Consider the following 15,969-nt stretch of genomic DNA (forward strand, 5'->3'; position numbering starts at 1 on the left):
CTCGTCTCCTGCACGCCGCTCGGCTGCCTCATGCTGCTGCGCGCCGCGCGGGGCAACCTGTCCGGCCTCGACGCGATCGTCGTCGGCCGGTCGATCCTGGTCGGCAAGCCGGTGGCGCAGCTGCTGCTGGCGGAGAACTGCACGGTCACGATCGCCCATTCCCGGACCCGCGACCTGGCGGCCAAGGTCGCGGCGGCCGATATCGTCGTCGCCGCGGTGGGGCAGCCCGAGATGGTCAAGGGCGACTGGATCAAGCCGGGTGCAACGGTGATCGACGTCGGCATCAACCGGGTGGAGCGCGACGGAAAGACGGTGCTGGTCGGTGACGTCGAGTTCGACGTAGCTTCGCGACATGCCGGCGCCATCACGCCGGTTCCGGGCGGGGTGGGACCGATGACCATCATGTGCCTGATCCACAACACGCTCGTCGCCGCGTACATGCGGCGGGGCCTGCCCGTGCCGCGGCTCTGGTGAACCAGGCGGCGCGAGGCTTCACGACCAGCGGAACGACCACCGGCCACCAGTCCGGCTACTGAGCAGGGAGAAAGAGAAATGTCAGGGTTTCCGGAAAAGGCGAAGGTCGTCATCGTCGGGCTCGGCGGGATCGTCGGCGCCTCGATCGCGCACCATCTGATCGAGCGGGGATGGGACGACATCGTCGGCATCGACAAGTCGGGCATCCCGACCGACATCGGCTCGACGGCGCATGCCTCGGACTTCTGCTACGCGACCAGCCACGATTTCCTGACCTGCTGGACGACGCTCTATTCGGTCGATTTCTTCGAGAAGATGGGGCACTACGCCCGGGTCGGCGGGATCGAGGTCGCCCGCGTCGGCGACGATGCGCGGATGAACGAGATCCGGCGCAAGTTCGATTCAGGCAAAGCCTTCGGCACCCGCGTCCGGCTGATGGAGCCCGCCGAGATCAAGGAGAAGTTCCCCCTGATCGAGGAGGAGCTCGTCCAGGGCGGCCTCTGGGACCCCGACGCCGGGCTCGTCATCCCACGCTCGCAGACCGTCGCCGGCAAGCTCGTCGACCAGGCCGAGGCGGCGGGGAAGCTCAAGGCCTTCGCCAACACCTCGGCGAAGTCGCTCGTCATCGAGGACGGGCGGATCAGGGGCGTCGTCACCACCCGCGGCACGATCATGGCCGACCATGTCGTGGTCTGCGCCGGGCTCTGGGGGCGACTGATCGCCGAGATGGCGGGCGAGGACCTGCCGGTGATGCCGGTCGACCATCCGCTGACCTTCTTCGGGCCGTATGACAAGTTCGCGGGCACCGGCGTCGAGATCGGCTATCCGCTGCTGCGCGACCAGGGCAATGCCGCCTATATGCGCGACACCGGCGACCCGAAGACCGCCGAGGGCGGACAGATCGAATGGGGCTATTACGAGGAGCACAATCCGCGCCTCGTCCACCCGCGCGACCTGCTCGAAAAGGAGCAGGCGCGGCTGTCGCCGTCGCAGCGCGACCTCGACATGGAGCAGGTGATCGAGCCGCTCGAGCGGGCGATGGAGCTGACGCCGATCCTCGGCGAGCTCGGCTACAACGAGGGTCATTCGTTCAACGGCCTCCTCCAGACCACCACCGACGGCGGCCCCTCGATGGGCGAGAGCCAGAAGGTCCGCGGCCTCTGGTACGCGGTCGGCATCTGGGTCAAGGACGGCCCTGGCATGGGCAAGCTCGTCGCCGACTGGATGACCGATGGGCGGACGGCGATCGACCATGCGCGCATCGACTATGCGCGGTTCAACCCGTTCGCGCTGACCGAGAAGTTCATCGAGGAACGCTGCGCCGAGACGGCCGCGAAGATCTACAACCCGCCCGTCCATCCGCGCGAACCCTTCGCCGGCGGCCGCGGCATCCGCCGCTCGCCGTTCTGGGAGCGCGAGAAGGCGCTCGGCGGCTACTTCATGGAGCTCGGCGGCTGGGAGCGGGCGCATGGCTACGCCGCCAACGAGCACCTGCTGGAGAAGTACGGCGACAAGGTCCCGGTACGCGAGGACGAATGGGACAACCGCCACTTCTGGCGCGTCTCCAACGCCGAGCAGCTGGCGATGAGCGAGGATTGCGGGCTCATCAACCTGTCGCATTTCCACATGACCGACATCGAGGGGCCGGACCATGTCGCGCTGATGGAGTGGCTCTGCGCCGCCAAGATCGGCGGCGACGCCAATATCGGCAAGGGCATCTACACCCATTTCCTCGACGACGAGGGCATGGTGCGGGCGGACTTCACCGCCTTCCGCATGGCCGACCGCATCCGCATGGTGAACGGCGCCGACGCCGGCCCGCGCGACTATCACTACATGCGGCGCGTGGCGCAGGACAAAGGCTTCGACGTGACGATCACCGATGTCGCCGAGAAGTTCGTGACGATCGGCATCTGGGGGCCGAACGCCCGGGTGAACCTCGCGAAGGTGGTCGAGGACCCGGACGGGCTGTCGAAGGAGAACTTCCCCTTCGCCGCGATCAAGCCGGTCAGGATCGCCGGCAAGGACGTCTCGGCCTTCCGCATATCCTATGTCGGCGAACAGGGCTGGGAGCTGCACATGGCCTATGAGGACGGGCTCGCCGTCTGGGACACGCTGCGCGGGGCCGGCGTGATGGCGGTCGGCGTCGAGACCTACGCCAACTCGCGCCGGCTGGAAAAGAGCCTGCGGTTGCAGAATGCCGATCTCCTGACCGAGTACAACCTGCTCGAGGCCGATCTGGCGCGGCCGAAGGTCAAGGAGGCGGATTTCCGCGGCAAGGCGAAGCATGTCGAGTACCGGGAGCGGGCGCACCAGCCGGCGATGCTCTGCACGCTGGTGATGACGCGGAATGTCGATGCGACGGGCGTCGCGCGCTTTCCGGTCGGGACGCTGCCGGTGATCGACCCCGGGACCGGCGAGACGCTGGTCGACGCGCTCGGACGGCGGTCCTTCACCACCTCGATCGCCTACGGGCCGAGCATCGGCAGGAACATCGCCCTCGCCTATCTGCCGCGCGACTACTGCGAGAAGGGCCGCGAGCTCGCGGTGCGGTATTTCGGCGAGACCTATCCGGTGGAAGTCGTGGGCATCGGCTACGAGCCGCTCTACGATCCGGAGAACGCCAAGCCGAGGAGCTGAGCCGATGACCTCCGAACTGATGCCGCGCCTGGGCGGCGCCCGCGCCTGGAAGGACGACGAGAAGCTCGAATGCGTCTCGGTCGTCCCCGATGGTCCCGACGTCGTGTCCTTCTCGTTCCGCTCCCCCTCGGGGGCGTGGTTCGACTATCGCCCTGGCCAGTTCCTGACGCTGGAGCTGCCGCTGCCGGGCGGCACGATCCACCGAACCTACACGATCTCGTCCAGCCCCTCGCGGCCGCTCTCGATCACGCTGACGGTCAAGGCCGCGGGGGCAAGCGTCGGGACGCGGTGGATGCTCGACAACATCCGCGAGGGAACCCTCGTCAAGGCGATCGGGCCGGGCGGCATCTTCATTCCCGACGTCGCGCCCGACCGCAAGCTGCTGCTGATCTCGGCCGGCTCGGGCGTCACGCCGATGATGGCGATCACCACCTATCGCTGGGACATCGGCGGCAAGCCCGACATCTGTTTCGTCCAATGCGCCAAGCGACCGTCGGAACTCGTCTTCCGCCGGCATCTCGAGCATATGGCGAGCCGGGTGCCGTCGATCCGGCTGCACTACGTCGTCCGCGAGGACGATCCGCATGGCGCCTGGTCGGGCTATCGCGGCCAGTTCAACCAGCTGATGCTCGGCCTGATGGCGCCCGACTACCTCGAGCGCGAGGTCTATTGCTGTGGACCGGAGCCGTTCATGCAGGTGGTCCGCGACATGCTGATCGGCTTCGGCTTCGACATGGACCACTACCATCAGGAGACCTTCACGGCCCCGGTGCTGACCCCGGCCGACGCGCCCGTGCTCGACGACGTGGTGCCGAGCGCCGAGGCGGCGTCCGAGGTCGTGTTCTCCGTCAGTGGCAAGTCGATCCCCTGCACCGAGGCCGACACCGTGCTCGCGATCTCGCGGCAGGCCGGGCTCAACATCCCCTCGGGCTGCAACTTCGGCGTCTGCGGCACCTGCAAGACGAGGAAGCTGTCGGGCGAGGTGCATATGGTGCACAACGGCGGCATCTCCGAGGACGACATCGCCGCCGGCTACATCCTCGCCTGCTGCTCGCATCCGATGGGACGGGTCGAGATCGAGGCCTGACGCGGCTTCAAGGGGCCGCTCGGCGGGCCTGGCAAAGCGCACCGGCGGGCCCCGCCCGGACCGAACTCGGCCGAACTCGAGCCAGCCATCCCCGCCATGAACCGCCGGGGCCGGGATCGCCCGCGGGTCCGGAGTCATGCCCCTGGCACGACGCGGTTCAGATGGCCGAGGACCTTTCGCGTCGTTGCGGAGCACGGGAACGTCCTTTCGGGGTCAGCCGGGTTTCTCGGCAAGGACGATGAAGCGCCGGTAGACAAGGGTGCGCAGCCGGTTGCGCAGCCCCTGTCCTCGGCGTTGCGCCCGGGAAATCGGTGCATGGGACAGCTCGCGAATGCCGGCAAAGCCGGCATCGCGCAGCAGCGGGGAGAGGCGGTCGAACGTAAGCCCTTCGCTGAACGGCAGCCGCTGCATGATGGAGGCATGCCGCGCATTCATCGCGCCGTCATAATAGGCGTCAGGAGCGAACTTCTCCCAGCGCGCCAGAATCCAGGCGGCCGAACGGCCGGCGGGCGCGGGCCTGGTCCAGTCGCCGTCGTAGACGAGGAGCCGCCCGCCGGGCCGCAGGATGCGAACCCAGTCCGCGAACGCCGCGGGCGGATCGGTCAGCGTCCAGACGAGGTGCCGGCAGACCACCGCGTCGTAACGCGCATCGGGCTCCATTGTCCGGCCGGCATCGGCGTGGACGAAGCGCAGGCGCGGCTTGCCGGCGTGCTTGGCCCGGGCCTTGGCCAGCATCGGTTCGCAGAAGTCGAGTCCGGTCACGTCATGTCCGAGATCGTGGATGAGACGGGTCACTTCGCCGGTGCCGCACGCGAGTTCGAGCACGCGCCGCGGGGCGGGGCCGAGATGCTCTCGCATCGGCCTCGCCCAGGCCGCGGCCTCCTGGCCCGGCGCGATCCCGTGGCCGAAGGCGCGGTCGAAAGTCTCGGCCCGGTGGGACCAGTACTCGCGGATGTCCTCGACGAGACCGTGGTTCGCAATCATCTGGCTGCCTCGACGATCGCTTCGAACCGCTTCCGGGCCCGGTCCGGCACCGCTTCCGGGATCGCGAGGGCCGCCGGATCGGCGTCGCCCACGGCGATCAGCATCACCATGCCCATGGCATAGTGCGGCGAGCACTTGACGCCATAGAGGCCCTCGGTGGTCAGGGTCAGCTCCAGCTCCTCGTTGATCTGGCCCTTGAACGGCGCCGCCCCTTCCGGCGCCATACCCTCGATGGTGGCGGCGTTGTGGCCGCCGCTCGCCACGTAGAACTTCACCCTGTCGCCGGGCGCGAGGCGGAGGAAGTCGGGCTCGTAGACCATCGGCCCCGCCTCGCCGCGGTTCAGCATTCTGACCTCGAAGGTCTCGGCCGCGGCCGGAGTGGCGGCGAGCAGCAGGGCGGCGACGGCAAGTTTCATGGCAGGGTCTCCTCGAAGGGAATGTGGCCCTTGACGAGGAGGCTGCGCGCCCCGTCCTCGGGATCGATGTGGACCGCGACCTCGACGCCGAAGACGGCGCGGATCGTCGCCGGCGTCAGCACCTCGGCGGGCGGCCCGAGGGCGGCGACCCGCCCGCGGCGCAGGAGCAGCACCCGGTCGCAGTAGAGGCAGGCGTGGTTGAGGTCGTGCAGCGCCATCACCGCCGTCACCGGCAGGCGGCGGATCAGCGCCAGCAGCGCGATCTGGTGGCGGATGTCGAGATGGTTGGTCGGCTCGTCGAGGAGGAGCACGGCCGGCTCCTGCGCCAGGGCCCGGGCGATATGGGTGCGCTGGCGTTCGCCGCCCGAGAGGGTGTGCCAGAGGCGCGCGGCGAGGGGTGTCATGTCGACCCGCGCCAGCGCGGCCTCGACGATCGCGCGGTCGGTTGGGCCGAAGGGGCGCAGCGCGTCGAGATGCGGCGTGCGGCCGAGCTCCACGGCATCGCGAACGGTCAGGCGCTCGGCGGTCTCGGCCTGCTGCTCGACGAAGGCGAGGCGCCGGGCGACGGCGCGTCGGGAGAGCTGGCGCATCGGCGTGCCGTCGAGCATCACCTCGCCGCGGCAGGGCCGGTCGATGCCGGCGAGAAGGCGCAGGAGCGTCGACTTGCCCGATCCGTTCGGGCCGACGATGCCGAGCCGCTCGCCGGGGGTGACGGCGATGTCCACGCCGTCGAGGATGGCGCGGCCGCCGGCGTCGCGGCCGAGCGTGGTGGCGGCGAAGCTCATGCGAAGCGCCGGGCGCGGACGAGGATGAAGGCGAAGGCCGGCGCCCCGATCAGCGCGGTGACGACGCCGATCGGCACCACCTGACCGGGGATGATGATCCGGCTCGCGATGTCGCAGGCGACGAGGAAGACCGCGCCGAGGACGGCGGAGGCCGGCACGAGGCGGCCGTGGCGGGCGCCGACGAGAAAGCGCGCGGCGTGCGGGATGACGAGGCCGACGAAGCCGATGGAGCCGACGAGCGACACCATGACCGCGGTCATCAGCGCCCCGACGCCGATCAGCAGCCCTTGGGTCAGCCGCACCGGCACGCCGAGCGAGGCGGCGCTGTCGGCGCCGAAGGTGAAGGCGTCGAGCGCCCGGGTCTGCCACAGGCAGACGACGGCGCCGAGGACGACGACCGGGAGCGCCAGCGTCACGTCGGGCCAGCGCGCGCCCGAGAGGTTGCCGAGCAGCCAGAACATGATGCCGCGCGCCTGTTCGGCATTGGCGGAGCGGGCGACGATGAAGGAGGTAATCGCGTTGAAGAGCTGCGACCCGGCGATCCCCGCGAGGATGATCGCGCCCGCGCCGCTGCCGGCCGCGCGGGCGAGAAGCGCGACCACGCCGAAGGCGAGGAGCGCGCCGGCGAAGGCCCCCATCGAGAGCGAGACGAGCCCCGCCCCGAGCCCGAGGATGGCCACCGCGACCGCCCCGGTCGAGGCGCCGGCCGAGATGCCGAGGATGTAGGGGTCGGCGAGCGCGTTGCGCAGAAGCGCCTGCAGCACGACGCCGGAGAGCGCCAGCGCCACGCCGCAGCAGGCGGCGACCGCGGCGCGGGCGAGGCGGTAGTTCCAGACGATGCCGGCGTCGATCGCATCGACCGGATAGCCCGCGCCGAAGATCTGGTTGGCCGCCGTCTTCGCGACCGTCGAAAGCGGGATCGCGGTCTCGCCGAGCGCCGCCCCGAGGGCGAGCGCGGCGAGGATCGCGAGCGCCGCGAGCACGGTGGCGACCCAAGGGTTCACCCGGCGGGCCTCAATTGGCGAGGCCGTAGGAGGCGAGCGCGTCGGCGAGCTGCTCGAGGCCGCCGACGACGCGGATGCCGGGCTCCATCGAATCCGAGGTCATCACGACGACGCGGTCGTTCTTCACCGCTTCCATCTGGCTGGTGACCGGGTCGGAGGCGAGGAAGGCCTTCTTCTTCTCGATGTCGTCGGCCTCGAAGCGGCGGCGGGTCATCTCGGCGGCGACGATCACGGTCGGGTTCGCCCGCGCGATCGTCTCCCAGCCGACGGTCGGCCATTCCTCGTCGGACTGGACGACGTTCTCCACCCCGAGCACGCTCAGGATGTAGCCCGGCGCGCCCTTCCGGCCGGCGACGTAGGGGTCGAGGTCGAGCTCGGGGCTGGAGAACCAGAAGGCCGCCGAGATGTCGTCGATCTTCATCGCGGCGACCTTCTCCCTGGCGCTCGCCTCACGGGCGCGAAGGTCTGCGACGAGACCCCCGGCCTTGTCCTGGACATCGAAGATCCAGCCGAGCTCGGTGATCGTGTCGTAGAGCACCTCGGTGGTGAAGGGCTCGAGGCGGGTGCCGTCGCTACCGACCGTGTTGTCCTTGCCGACGCAGTCGGTCGGCAGGATGTAGGTCGCGATCCCGAGGTCGCCGAACTGCTCGCGGGTGGCGACTATCCCCTGCGGTCCGACGTGCCACTCGTACTGCGCGATGACCACGTCCGGCCGCTTGGCCACGATGCTCTCGAACGAGGGATCGTTGTCGGCCAGGCGCTCGACCTTGGCGTTCACTTCGGCGAACTCGGGCAGCACGTCGGAGAACCACACGCCGGTGCCGGCGACCTTGTCGGCGAGGTCGAGCGAATAGAGGATCTCGGTCGCCGTCTGCCCGAGCGAGACGGTGGTGGCAGGCGCCTTGTCAAAGGTCACCTCGACGCCGCAGTTGTCGAGCGTCAGCGGGTACTTGGTGGCTTCCGCCTGGGCGGCGGTGGCGAAGGTCGTCAGAGCCGCGAGGCAGCAGAGGGCGCGCATGGTCTCTCCATCGGACTGGCCGGGTGTGCTCTGGAGAGGTCACGGCCACCGCGCCGCCCGAACGGACGGACACAATGGGCCGACGGCGAGACAGCGGTGCGCATCCCATCCCCCTCCGGGCTACCCCGCCCGGGTTACGGTTCCTGCGCCGGCAGGTCTCCTGGCTTGCGGGTCGCGGGGGCCTGCGCACCTTCCCGAGGCTCTCGCCCCAGTGGCATCTCGGCAGGTCCCTCGCCGCGTACAGTCGCGGGGGCGGCTCCGGTCTGGCCCGCTGACGCGGGCTTCCGGATTCCCTCTTCGTCCTTGCGGACACCGGCCTGTCCCGAATGCCACCCCGCGATCCGCCTGTCAACGAACGTCCGCTCGGATCCCCAGGGCTGCGAGCTCAGTATCCCGCTTCCTTCTGATGACGGACAGCCGGGGCAGTTCGGGGAGGTCGGATGGATGAAGACGACCGCACTCCGCCGGTCGAGCTCCGCGAGGACTGGATCCAGCCGAAGATTGCCGGGACAGACGCCGTCGCAGTTCGACCCGAGGACGACACCATCCGCCTTGGGCTCGTCGCCGCCTTAGGACACCCGCGGCAATGGGTGCTTCATGTCTGGCGTCGTGGAGGGATGGTGTAGTTCCACTCTGGGTGGAACTCGTCGCCCTGGATGTTGAGGCTGGCCATTTCGGTGTCGCTGACCTGGATGCCCTTGGCGTAGCGGCGGGGGTCGACCGCTGCTTTCCAGCAGCGCTACCGCCTCTCGTCTGAACCCGGGGGAAAACCCCCGCCTCGTCTTCGCCATTCAACACCTCCATGCCCACACAGGCTCAACAAAGGTGTCCACCAAAGCGAGGGGCCATCATGAGGTGTTTCCTCCATTGCTGTCTCGCGGACAGTGGTTTGGCGCGGTCAGGCATCGCCCAACTGGACGACGAGTTCGATCTCGACCGAGGCGCCGCGCGGGAGCGCCGCGACCTGAACTGTCGAGCGTGCCGGCTTGTGGCCGCCGAAGCGCTTCTCGTAGACCGCGTTCAGCTTGGCGAAGTCGCCGAGGTCGGTGACGAAGACCGTCGCCTTCACCACGCGGTCGAGGCTCGAACCGGCCTCGGCGAGGACGGCGGCGAGGTTGTCGAACACCTGCTCGGTCTGCGCCTCGATGCCCGACGGCATGTCGCCGGCGAGATCGAGCGGGATCTGGCCCGAAGTGAAGAGCAGGTTCCCGACCTTGACGGCGTGGCAGTAGGGTCCGATGGCGGCGGGGGCGCCGGAAGTGTTGATCGGGATCATGCGCGGGCTTTCTTCCTGTCGGTGGTGAGCGCCTTGCCGGCGGCGGTGTAGCGGTCGAGGTCGAGCGGGCGGGCGTCGATCGCCGGGGCGCGACCGGAGACGAGGTCGGCGAGGACGGCGCCGGAGCCGCAGGCCATTGTCCAGCCGAGGGTGCCGTGGCCGGTGTTGAGCCAGAGGTTGCGGTACCTGGCGCGGCCGATCACCGGCGGGCCGTCCGGGGTCATCGGCCGGTGGCCGGCCCAGAACGATCCCGCCTTCGCGTCGCCGCCGGCCGGGTAGAGATCGCAGACGACGTGCTCGAGCGTGTTCCTGCGTCGCGCGTGCAGCTCGGTCGAATAGCCGTCGAGCTCGGCCATGCCGCCGACGCGGATGCGGTCGCCGAGCCGGGTGATCGCCACCTTGTGCTTCTCGTCCATCACCGTCGATTCCGGCGCGCCGGCCGGATCGGTGATCGGCACGGTCAGCGAGTAGCCCTTGACCGGGTAGACCGGCAGGTCGATGCCGTGCTCCCGCAGCATCAGCGGCGAATAGCTGCCGAGCGCCAGCACATAGGCGTCGCCGCTGACGAGGCCGGCGCTGGTCTGGACGCCGGTCAGGCGGTCGCCCTCGGCGACGAGGCGCTCGATCGTCACGCCGTAGCGGAAGTCGACGCCGCGGGCGCTCGCGAGGTCGCGCAGCGCGCCCGTGAACTTGAAGCAGTCGCCGGTCTCGTCATTGGGCAGTTGCAGCCCGCCGACGAACTTCTCCCGCACCCGCGCCAGCGCCGGCTCGACGGCGATGCAGCCGGCGGGATCGAGGAGGGCGTTCGGGACGCCGAGCCCGTTCAGGACCTTCACGTCCTTGGCCGCGCCCGCCATCAGCTTGTCGGTCCGGAAGAGCTGGAGCGTGCCCTGCATCCGCTCGTCATAGGTGATGCCGGTCTCGGCGCGGAGCGCCTTCAGCATGTCGCGGCTGTATTCGGCGATCGGCACCATCCGGCTCTTGTTCACCGCGTAGCGCGCGGCGGTGCAGTTCCGGAGCATCGCGAGGCCGAAGCGCCAGAAGGCCGGGTCGCGGTGTGGGTGGATGAGGAGCGGAGCGTGGCGCATCATCATCCATTTGATCGCCTTCACCGGAATCCCGGGGCCGGCCCAGGGCGAGGCGTAGCCGGGCGAGACCTCGCCGGCGTTGGCGAAGCTCGTCTCGAGCGCGGGGCCGGGCTGGCGGTCGAGAACGGTAACCTCATGGCCGGCGGCGGAGAGATACCAGGCGCTGGTCGTGCCGATGACACCGCTGCCGAGGATGACGATCTTCATGCGCTCCGCCTTTCTGCCTGGGACGCGTCGACATGGGAGCGCGCATGGCGGCCGCCGAGCGAGGTGAGGATCTCATAGCCGATCGTGCCGGCCGCGGTGGCGACGGCGTCGACGGCGTTCCGCGGACCGGTCAGATCGACGAAGCCGCCGGCGGCGGCCTCGGGCGCGTTCGGACGGTCGGGCGGCATGGCGGTCTCTCCTGGTTGATGGGGGTAAAGGCCATGTCGGGGTTCGGCAAACAAGCCCTTTTCTGATTGAGTTCAACCCGCTGAAATGACAGGATGAAAAATACCAGTTTACGGAATGTCGAACAGTGCGAACACCCTCCGCGACTCAGGTCGACATCGGCGGCCGGCTGCGGCATCTGCGGATGCTGCGCGGCCTCTCGCAGCGCGAGCTGGCCAAGCGCGCCGGCGTCACCAATTCCACGATCTCGCTGATCGAATCGAACGGCACGAACCCGTCGGTTGGGGCGTTGAAGCGCATCCTCGACGGGATCCCGATCGGGCTCGCCGAGTTCTTCGCCTTCGAGCCAGACCGGCCGCGCAAGGCCTTCTACGCGGCGGAGGAGCTGGTGGAGATCGGCAAGGGGCCCGTCTCCTACCGCCAGGTCGGGGAGACGATGTTCGGCCGCGCGCTGCAGATCCTGAAGGAATGCTACCAGCCGGAGGCGGATACCGGAAAGGTGCCGCTCAGCCACGAGGGCGAGGAGGGCGGCGTCATCATCTCCGGCCGGCTGGAGGTCATGGTCGAGGACGAGCGGCGCATCCTCGGCCCGGGCGACGCCTATTGCTTCGAGAGCCGCCGCCCGCACCGCTTCCGCTGCGTCGGCGCCGAGCCCTGCGAGGTTGTCAGCGCCTGCGCGCCGCCGAGCTTCTGAGCGTCAGGCAAAGAGCGCGCGGATAGCATGCATGAGCGCCAGCCGCGCCGAACTGCCGGTGCCGCGGGGCGAGCGGTCGACGCGGCCCGGCTTCAGCGTGGCGCAGGTGACGACCGAGCCGTCCGGCTGGTACGCGCGGAACATCACATAGGCGATCTCGTCGAGGCTCGGGATCTCGGGATGTTCCACCGCGATCTGGTCCCGGAGCAGCGACTTGATCTCCGTCCCCGCCTCGGCCAGCGCCCGGGCGGCCTCGGGGACGATGCCGAGGCCGATCTGGTCGACGTCGGTCCGGGCGTAGAACACGCCGCCGAAGGCGATGTCGGCCTTGATCCTGCCCCATTTCGGGGTCTCCACGGCCGCGTCGAGCTGCTGGACGAAGGCCGGCACGTTGTCGAGGCTGGTCGACCAGCGCCTGGCCGACCTCGGCCCCGAGCCCGGTGACGATGTTGAGCACGCCCCGGGGCAGGCCGGCCGCCTCGGCGATGGACCCGAGCTCCAGCGCGGTAAGCGAGGTCCATTCGGAGGGCTTCAGCACCATCGCGCAGCCGGCGGCGAGCGCGGGCGCGACCTTCCAGACGGCCATCAGCCGCGGGTAGTTCCAGGGTACGATGCCGACGGCGACGCCGAGCGGCTCGCGTACCGCCTTCGAGGTGAAGCGGGCGTCGGACAGCCGATCTCCTCGACCTCGCCGTCCAGCTCCTCGGCGAGATCGGCGTAGAAGTCGAAGCAGCCCGCGGCGTCGGCGAGGTCCCATTCGGCCTCGGGCAAGGGCTTGCCGTTGTCGATCACCTCGAGCCGGGCGAGTTCGGGCAGACGGTCCCGGATCCCCTGCGCCATCGCCCGCGGATGACCGCGCGCTCCGCGCCGGTCATCCGCGGCCAGGGCCCGGCGTCGAAGGCCGCGCGGGCGGCGCGGACGGCGGCGTCGGCGTCGGCGGCCGAGGCGGCGGGGATGTGGTGGACGACTTCTTCCGTCGCCGGGTTGACGACCGGGAAGCTGTTGGCGGCGGCGACCCAGCCGCCGTCGATGAAGAGTTTGGTTTGCATGGTTCCTCGCAGGGCTCGGGTCACGGCGCCTTCGGTCCGGAGGCGCCGGGCGTTGACCGGGTTGGATGGGGATGGGAGTGGGAGGCAGGGGCGGCGCCGGCCGGCAACGGGGCCGGGGCGCGGCGGCGGCCGAGGCGCGCCTCGCGCCAGACGGTGTAGCAACCCGAGCCGACAATGATCGCGGCGCCGGCGATCGTCAGCGGGTCCAGCCGCTCGCCGAAGATCATCACCGCCAGGACCAGTGCGAAGACGAGGCGGGTATAGCGGACCGGCGCGAGCACCGAGGCCTCGCCGGCGCGGGTGGCGGTGACGAGGAGCGCGTAGCCCGTCACGGTGACGACGCCGCAGCCGAGCATCAATCCCGCCTGCCGGCCATCGAGCAGCACCGGCGTCTCGCCGAGAAACAGCGCCATCAGCGCCGACGCGACGAGCAGCGCGACGAAGGCGGCGGCGGAGAGCTGCAACGAACCCATGCCGGCGGGAACGCGTCGGGTGACGAGATCGCGCACCGCGAAGCCCGCCGCCGCGAACACCGCCCAGAGCGAGGCCGGCTGGAAGCCGTCGAGGCCCGGCCGGATCACCATGAGGACGCCGAGAAAGCCAAGCGCGATGGCGGTCGAGCGCCGCCAGCCGACCGGCTCCTTCAGCCAGACGACCGCGCCAAGGGTGAGAAAGAGTGGCGTCGCCTGCAGGATCGCCGCGGTCGTCGAAAGCTCGGTCAGCGCCAGGGCGAGCACGATCGCGACCGACGCGATCGCCTCTGTCACGTTGCGCATCACGACGGCGGGGACGAGCAGTTCCCACGTCCAGAACCGCTCTCCCCGGACGCGCAGTAGCCCGCCAAAGACGACGACCCCGACGAGCGCGATCATCCCCAGCACCTCCGAGACGGGCAGCTCGCTCGCCAGCACCTTGATGAACGCATCCTCGATCGCGAAGACGAGCATCGCGAGAGCCAGGATGGCCGTGGCGCGGAGGTTGTCGTTCTTCATCTGGATGAGGCCTTGGGCGTCGCGATGCCGGTTACGAGGGGGAGTCGCGGGTCAGATACTTCGCGTGAAACCGCGGGACGGGAGGCGGGCATGATCTCGGTCGCCGCGATCGAGGCCATGTTGCCGCAGGAGGCGCCCATCCCGACCGGGCCCCGGTCGACGAGCACGGCGTCGCGGCCGCGCCTCTGGAGGTCGGGGGCGATGGCGACCCCGATGATTCCCGCTCCGACGACGACGACGGTGGTCATGTCGCTTCCCCATTGAAGATGCGCGGGCCTGTGCTCGCCCGCGCCAAGTCGTTACCAGGCGAGGATCGGCTCCATCGCCTTGCGGAACTCGGCCTTCTCCGCCTCGGTCAGAGGCCCGAGCGGGGCGCGGCACTCGCCGACGGGCGTGCCCTGAACCTCGCAGCCGAACTTCAGCTTCTGCACGAACTTGCCCGACTCGAGAATGTTCATCGCGCCGTAGAGCTTGGCGAACTTCGCCTTGGCGGCTTCGATGTCGCCGGCGCGCCAGGCGCGGTCGAGGTCGACGCAGGCCTTGGCCATGCAGTTGGCCGGACCGCAGATCCAGCTGTCGGCGCCCCAGAGCATGAAGTCGAGGGCGATGTCGTCCCAGCCGGAAACGAGCTGGACGCGGTCCTTGTAGCGGGTGGCGATGCCGATCGCCCGTTGCAGCACGCCCGAGCTCTCCTTGATGCCGATGACGCGCGGATGGTCGGCGAGCGCGTCGTAGGATATCTCGATACCGTCCTTGCCCGGGTAGGAGTAGAGGACGATGTTCACGTCCACCGCGTCGAGCACCGCCTTGAAATGGCCCAGCAGCTCGTCATCGGTCGGCTTGGTGTAGAAGGGTGTGGCGAGGAGCACGGTGTCATAGCCGATTTCCTTGGCCCGCCGCGTGTTGGCGATGACGCCCTTGGTGTGCGGCGCGTTGGTGCCGGCGATCAGGACCTCGTCCGGCCCGGCGAAGTCCTTGACGAACCGGAGCACGGATCCGCGCTCGGCGTCGGACATGAAGTTGTACTCGCCCGAGGAGCCGCAGGGCACCCAGCCGGAAACGCCGGCGGCGCGCAGCGCGGTCAGGTGTTTCTCGAAGGCGGGGAAGTCGATCTCGCCATTCGCGTCGAAGGGCGTGACGAGGGCGGGCATGACGCCGGCAAGCTTCATGGCAGTGGTCCTTTCAGGAGGGGGAGGACGAGGGAAGGAAGGAAGGCGTCAGGCGGCGACCTTCTTCAGCATCTTCTGCTCGACACGCGTGACGAGGCGGATCAACGGGAAGGCGATGACGAAGTAGATGAGGGCGACGATGGTCAGAACCTCGACCGGCTTTGCCGTGTTGTTCGAGATGTTCTGGCCGATGAACATCAGGTCCGCGACGCCGACGGCCGAGACGAGCGCGCTTTCCTTGAACAGGCTGATGGCGTTCGAGAGCGGCGGCGGCACGGCGCGAAGCACCGCCTGGGGCAGGATCACCTCGAGGATCCGCGCCCGTCGCGGCAGGCCGAGCGCCACGCAGGCGTCCAGGCCCACATCCGCGACGAACCGAATTCCACCCCGGATCAATGCCTCGCTGCGATCACCAGGATCTCCACGCGAAGCTCCCGACGCGCGAGGCGAGACTCGCCGCAGGCGCGGGCGGGCTGGTTTTCCTTGTCGACCCAGGCGTCAAAAACGGCGTTCATCGCGGCGAAATCGTCCATCGACGCGAGCCAGACCTGCACCGACAGGATCGAGGCCTTGTCCGAGCCGGCGAGGCCGAGCAGGCGCTCGACCCTGGCAAGCGCGTCGCGGGTCTGCTCGGCCACCGTCGCGCCGGCGCCGACCTGGCCGGAGAGGTAGACGGTGTCGCCGTGGACGACGGCGGCGCTCATGCGGCCGCTCGGCTCGAAACGCTGGATGGGCATCGGATGGCTCCTCAGTGGCCGAGAACCTGCGAGAGAAAACGGATGGTCCGCTCGTTCTTCGGCGCGCCGAAGAAGGTCTCGGGATCCGCCTCCTCGACGATCTCGCCGGCGTCCATGAAGATGACCCGGTCGGCGACCTTGCGGGCGAAGCCCATCTCGTGGG

General features: G+C 69.4%; 20 protein-coding genes, 3 pseudogenes and 1 riboswitch. Of the genes and pseudogenes, 4 read left to right on the forward strand and 19 right to left on the reverse strand.

What is annotated here, in order from left to right:
* The 3 genes and pseudogenes from KBB57_RS18805 to KBB57_RS18815 all read left to right on the forward strand — a co-directional run.
* Positions 1-474 (forward strand): annotated as a pseudogene (locus tag KBB57_RS18805) (bifunctional methylenetetrahydrofolate dehydrogenase/methenyltetrahydrofolate cyclohydrolase); the annotation flags it as partial.
* Between the two features lie 78 nt (positions 475-552).
* Positions 553-3,114, forward strand: a complete 2,562-nt coding sequence (locus tag KBB57_RS18810; RefSeq protein WP_290753596.1) for an FAD-dependent oxidoreductase — start codon at positions 553-555, stop codon at positions 3,112-3,114.
* 4 nt (positions 3,115-3,118) lie between these two features.
* Positions 3,119-4,201, forward strand: coding sequence for a hybrid-cluster NAD(P)-dependent oxidoreductase (locus KBB57_RS18815; protein WP_290753599.1), 1,083 nt, complete (start codon positions 3,119-3,121; stop codon positions 4,199-4,201).
* 213 nt (positions 4,202-4,414) lie between these two features.
* Here KBB57_RS18815 and KBB57_RS18820 read toward each other — a convergent pair whose 3' ends face one another.
* From KBB57_RS18820 to KBB57_RS18855, 9 genes are all read right to left on the reverse strand, one after another.
* Complete coding sequence (locus KBB57_RS18820) at positions 4,415-5,185, reverse strand: class I SAM-dependent methyltransferase (protein WP_290753602.1); 771 nt, start codon at positions 5,183-5,185, stop codon at positions 4,415-4,417.
* A complete protein-coding gene (locus KBB57_RS18825; protein WP_290753605.1) occupies positions 5,182-5,601 on the reverse strand; it encodes a pseudoazurin in 420 nt (139 codons plus the stop codon). The genes KBB57_RS18820 and KBB57_RS18825 overlap by 4 nt, the downstream gene beginning before the upstream one ends.
* The gene (locus KBB57_RS18830) at positions 5,598-6,386 is read right to left on the reverse strand and encodes an ABC transporter ATP-binding protein (protein WP_290753607.1); all 789 of its coding nucleotides are present in this window, start codon (positions 6,384-6,386) and stop codon (positions 5,598-5,600) included. The genes KBB57_RS18825 and KBB57_RS18830 overlap by 4 nt, the downstream gene beginning before the upstream one ends.
* Complete coding sequence (locus KBB57_RS18835) at positions 6,383-7,390, reverse strand: iron ABC transporter permease (RefSeq protein ID WP_290753610.1); 1,008 nt, start codon at positions 7,388-7,390, stop codon at positions 6,383-6,385. The genes KBB57_RS18830 and KBB57_RS18835 overlap by 4 nt, the downstream gene beginning before the upstream one ends.
* 10 nt (positions 7,391-7,400) lie before the next feature.
* Complete coding sequence (locus KBB57_RS18840) at positions 7,401-8,408, reverse strand: ABC transporter substrate-binding protein (RefSeq protein WP_290753612.1); 1,008 nt, start codon at positions 8,406-8,408, stop codon at positions 7,401-7,403.
* A 132-nt stretch (positions 8,409-8,540) separates the two neighbouring features.
* Positions 8,541-8,740: riboswitch (cobalamin riboswitch) on the reverse strand.
* A gap of 263 nt (positions 8,741-9,003) precedes the next feature.
* Positions 9,004-9,081, reverse strand: a complete 78-nt coding sequence (locus tag KBB57_RS20165) for a hypothetical protein (RefSeq protein WP_367272723.1) — start codon at positions 9,079-9,081, stop codon at positions 9,004-9,006.
* A gap of 225 nt (positions 9,082-9,306) precedes the next feature.
* Complete coding sequence (locus tag KBB57_RS18845; protein ID WP_290753615.1) at positions 9,307-9,684, reverse strand: RidA family protein; 378 nt, start codon at positions 9,682-9,684, stop codon at positions 9,307-9,309.
* Complete coding sequence (locus tag KBB57_RS18850; RefSeq protein ID WP_290753618.1) at positions 9,681-10,979, reverse strand: D-amino acid dehydrogenase; 1,299 nt, start codon at positions 10,977-10,979, stop codon at positions 9,681-9,683. The genes KBB57_RS18845 and KBB57_RS18850 overlap by 4 nt, the downstream gene beginning before the upstream one ends.
* Positions 10,976-11,167 carry a hypothetical protein gene (locus KBB57_RS18855; RefSeq protein ID WP_290753620.1) on the reverse strand — a complete coding sequence of 64 codons (192 nt, stop codon included), beginning with the start codon at positions 11,165-11,167 and terminating at the stop codon, positions 10,976-10,978. Before KBB57_RS18855 ends, KBB57_RS18850 begins: the two co-directional genes overlap by 4 nt.
* Before the next feature lie 125 nt (positions 11,168-11,292).
* Between KBB57_RS18855 and KBB57_RS18860 the strand changes: the two genes are divergently transcribed.
* Positions 11,293-11,859, forward strand: a complete 567-nt coding sequence (locus tag KBB57_RS18860; RefSeq protein ID WP_290753621.1) for a cupin domain-containing protein — start codon at positions 11,293-11,295, stop codon at positions 11,857-11,859.
* Between the two features lie 3 nt (positions 11,860-11,862).
* Here KBB57_RS18860 and KBB57_RS18865 read toward each other — a convergent pair whose 3' ends face one another.
* The 10 genes and pseudogenes from KBB57_RS18865 to glnQ form a co-directional block, all read right to left on the reverse strand.
* On the reverse strand, positions 11,863-12,249 hold the full coding sequence (locus KBB57_RS18865) for a proline racemase family protein (protein ID WP_290753623.1): 387 nt from the start codon (positions 12,247-12,249) through the stop codon (positions 11,863-11,865).
* Between the two features lie 61 nt (positions 12,250-12,310).
* A pseudogene (locus KBB57_RS18870) lies at positions 12,311-12,532 on the reverse strand (aldehyde dehydrogenase family protein); the annotation flags it as partial.
* Entirely contained in the window at positions 12,445-12,651 is a 207-nt protein-coding gene (locus KBB57_RS18875; RefSeq protein WP_290753641.1) for a hypothetical protein, read from the reverse strand. The pseudogene KBB57_RS18870 and the gene KBB57_RS18875, both read right to left, overlap by 88 nt.
* A complete protein-coding gene (locus KBB57_RS18880) occupies positions 12,648-12,908 on the reverse strand; it encodes an aldehyde dehydrogenase family protein (protein ID WP_290753626.1) in 261 nt (86 codons plus the stop codon). The genes KBB57_RS18875 and KBB57_RS18880 overlap by 4 nt, the downstream gene beginning before the upstream one ends.
* A 20-nt stretch (positions 12,909-12,928) precedes the next feature.
* The gene (locus KBB57_RS18885; RefSeq protein WP_290753629.1) at positions 12,929-13,900 is read right to left on the reverse strand and encodes a DMT family transporter; all 972 of its coding nucleotides are present in this window, start codon (positions 13,898-13,900) and stop codon (positions 12,929-12,931) included.
* The gene (locus KBB57_RS18890) at positions 13,897-14,148 is read right to left on the reverse strand and encodes an FAD-dependent oxidoreductase (protein WP_290753632.1); all 252 of its coding nucleotides are present in this window, start codon (positions 14,146-14,148) and stop codon (positions 13,897-13,899) included. Before KBB57_RS18890 ends, KBB57_RS18885 begins: the two co-directional genes overlap by 4 nt.
* 51 nt (positions 14,149-14,199) lie before the next feature.
* Positions 14,200-15,069: a dihydrodipicolinate synthase family protein gene (locus KBB57_RS18895; RefSeq protein ID WP_290753634.1), complete on the reverse strand. Its 870-nt coding sequence runs from the start codon at positions 15,067-15,069 to the stop codon at positions 14,200-14,202.
* 48 nt (positions 15,070-15,117) lie between these two features.
* Entirely contained in the window at positions 15,118-15,414 is a 297-nt protein-coding gene (locus KBB57_RS18900; RefSeq protein WP_290753636.1) for an ABC transporter permease subunit, read from the reverse strand.
* Positions 15,415-15,461: 47 nt separating this feature from the next.
* Positions 15,462-15,806 carry a RidA family protein gene (locus KBB57_RS18905; RefSeq protein WP_290753639.1) on the reverse strand — a complete coding sequence of 115 codons (345 nt, stop codon included), beginning with the start codon at positions 15,804-15,806 and terminating at the stop codon, positions 15,462-15,464.
* A gap of 11 nt (positions 15,807-15,817) precedes the next feature.
* A pseudogene (gene glnQ, locus KBB57_RS18910) lies at positions 15,818-15,969 on the reverse strand (glutamine ABC transporter ATP-binding protein GlnQ); the annotation flags it as partial.

The sequence above is a fragment of the Amaricoccus sp. genome (genome assembly GCF_017993425.1).
GTDB lineage: Bacteria > Pseudomonadota > Alphaproteobacteria > Rhodobacterales > Rhodobacteraceae > Amaricoccus.

Bases quoted from the DNA above. Each gene is read 5' to 3' on its own strand.
- KBB57_RS18825 (WP_290753605.1), bottom strand. From the start codon at position 5,601: ATGAAACTTGCCGTCGCCGCCCTGCTGCTCGCCGCCACTCCGGCCGCG.
- KBB57_RS18905 (WP_290753639.1), bottom strand. From the start codon at position 15,806: ATGCCCATCCAGCGTTTCGAGCCGAGCGGCCGCATGAGCGCCGCCGTC.
- KBB57_RS18820 (WP_290753602.1), bottom strand. From the start codon at position 5,185: ATGATTGCGAACCACGGTCTCGTCGAGGACATCCGCGAGTACTGGTCC.
- KBB57_RS18830 (WP_290753607.1), bottom strand. From the start codon at position 6,386: ATGAGCTTCGCCGCCACCACGCTCGGCCGCGACGCCGGCGGCCGCGCC.
- KBB57_RS18815 (WP_290753599.1), top strand. From the start codon at position 3,119: ATGACCTCCGAACTGATGCCGCGCCTGGGCGGCGCCCGCGCCTGGAAG.
- KBB57_RS18840 (WP_290753612.1), bottom strand. From the start codon at position 8,408: ATGCGCGCCCTCTGCTGCCTCGCGGCTCTGACGACCTTCGCCACCGCC.
- KBB57_RS18850 (WP_290753618.1), bottom strand. From the start codon at position 10,979: ATGAAGATCGTCATCCTCGGCAGCGGTGTCATCGGCACGACCAGCGCC.
- KBB57_RS18880 (WP_290753626.1), bottom strand. From the start codon at position 12,908: ATGCAAACCAAACTCTTCATCGACGGCGGCTGGGTCGCCGCCGCCAAC.
- KBB57_RS18810 (WP_290753596.1), top strand. From the start codon at position 553: ATGTCAGGGTTTCCGGAAAAGGCGAAGGTCGTCATCGTCGGGCTCGGC.
- KBB57_RS18845 (WP_290753615.1), bottom strand. From the start codon at position 9,684: ATGATCCCGATCAACACTTCCGGCGCCCCCGCCGCCATCGGACCCTAC.
- KBB57_RS18895 (WP_290753634.1), bottom strand. From the start codon at position 15,069: ATGAAGCTTGCCGGCGTCATGCCCGCCCTCGTCACGCCCTTCGACGCG.
- KBB57_RS18855 (WP_290753620.1), bottom strand. From the start codon at position 11,167: ATGCCGCCCGACCGTCCGAACGCGCCCGAGGCCGCCGCCGGCGGCTTC.
- KBB57_RS20165 (WP_367272723.1), bottom strand. From the start codon at position 9,081: ATGGCCAGCCTCAACATCCAGGGCGACGAGTTCCACCCAGAGTGGAAC.
- KBB57_RS18890 (WP_290753632.1), bottom strand. From the start codon at position 14,148: ATGACCACCGTCGTCGTCGTCGGAGCGGGAATCATCGGGGTCGCCATC.
- KBB57_RS18885 (WP_290753629.1), bottom strand. From the start codon at position 13,900: ATGAAGAACGACAACCTCCGCGCCACGGCCATCCTGGCTCTCGCGATG.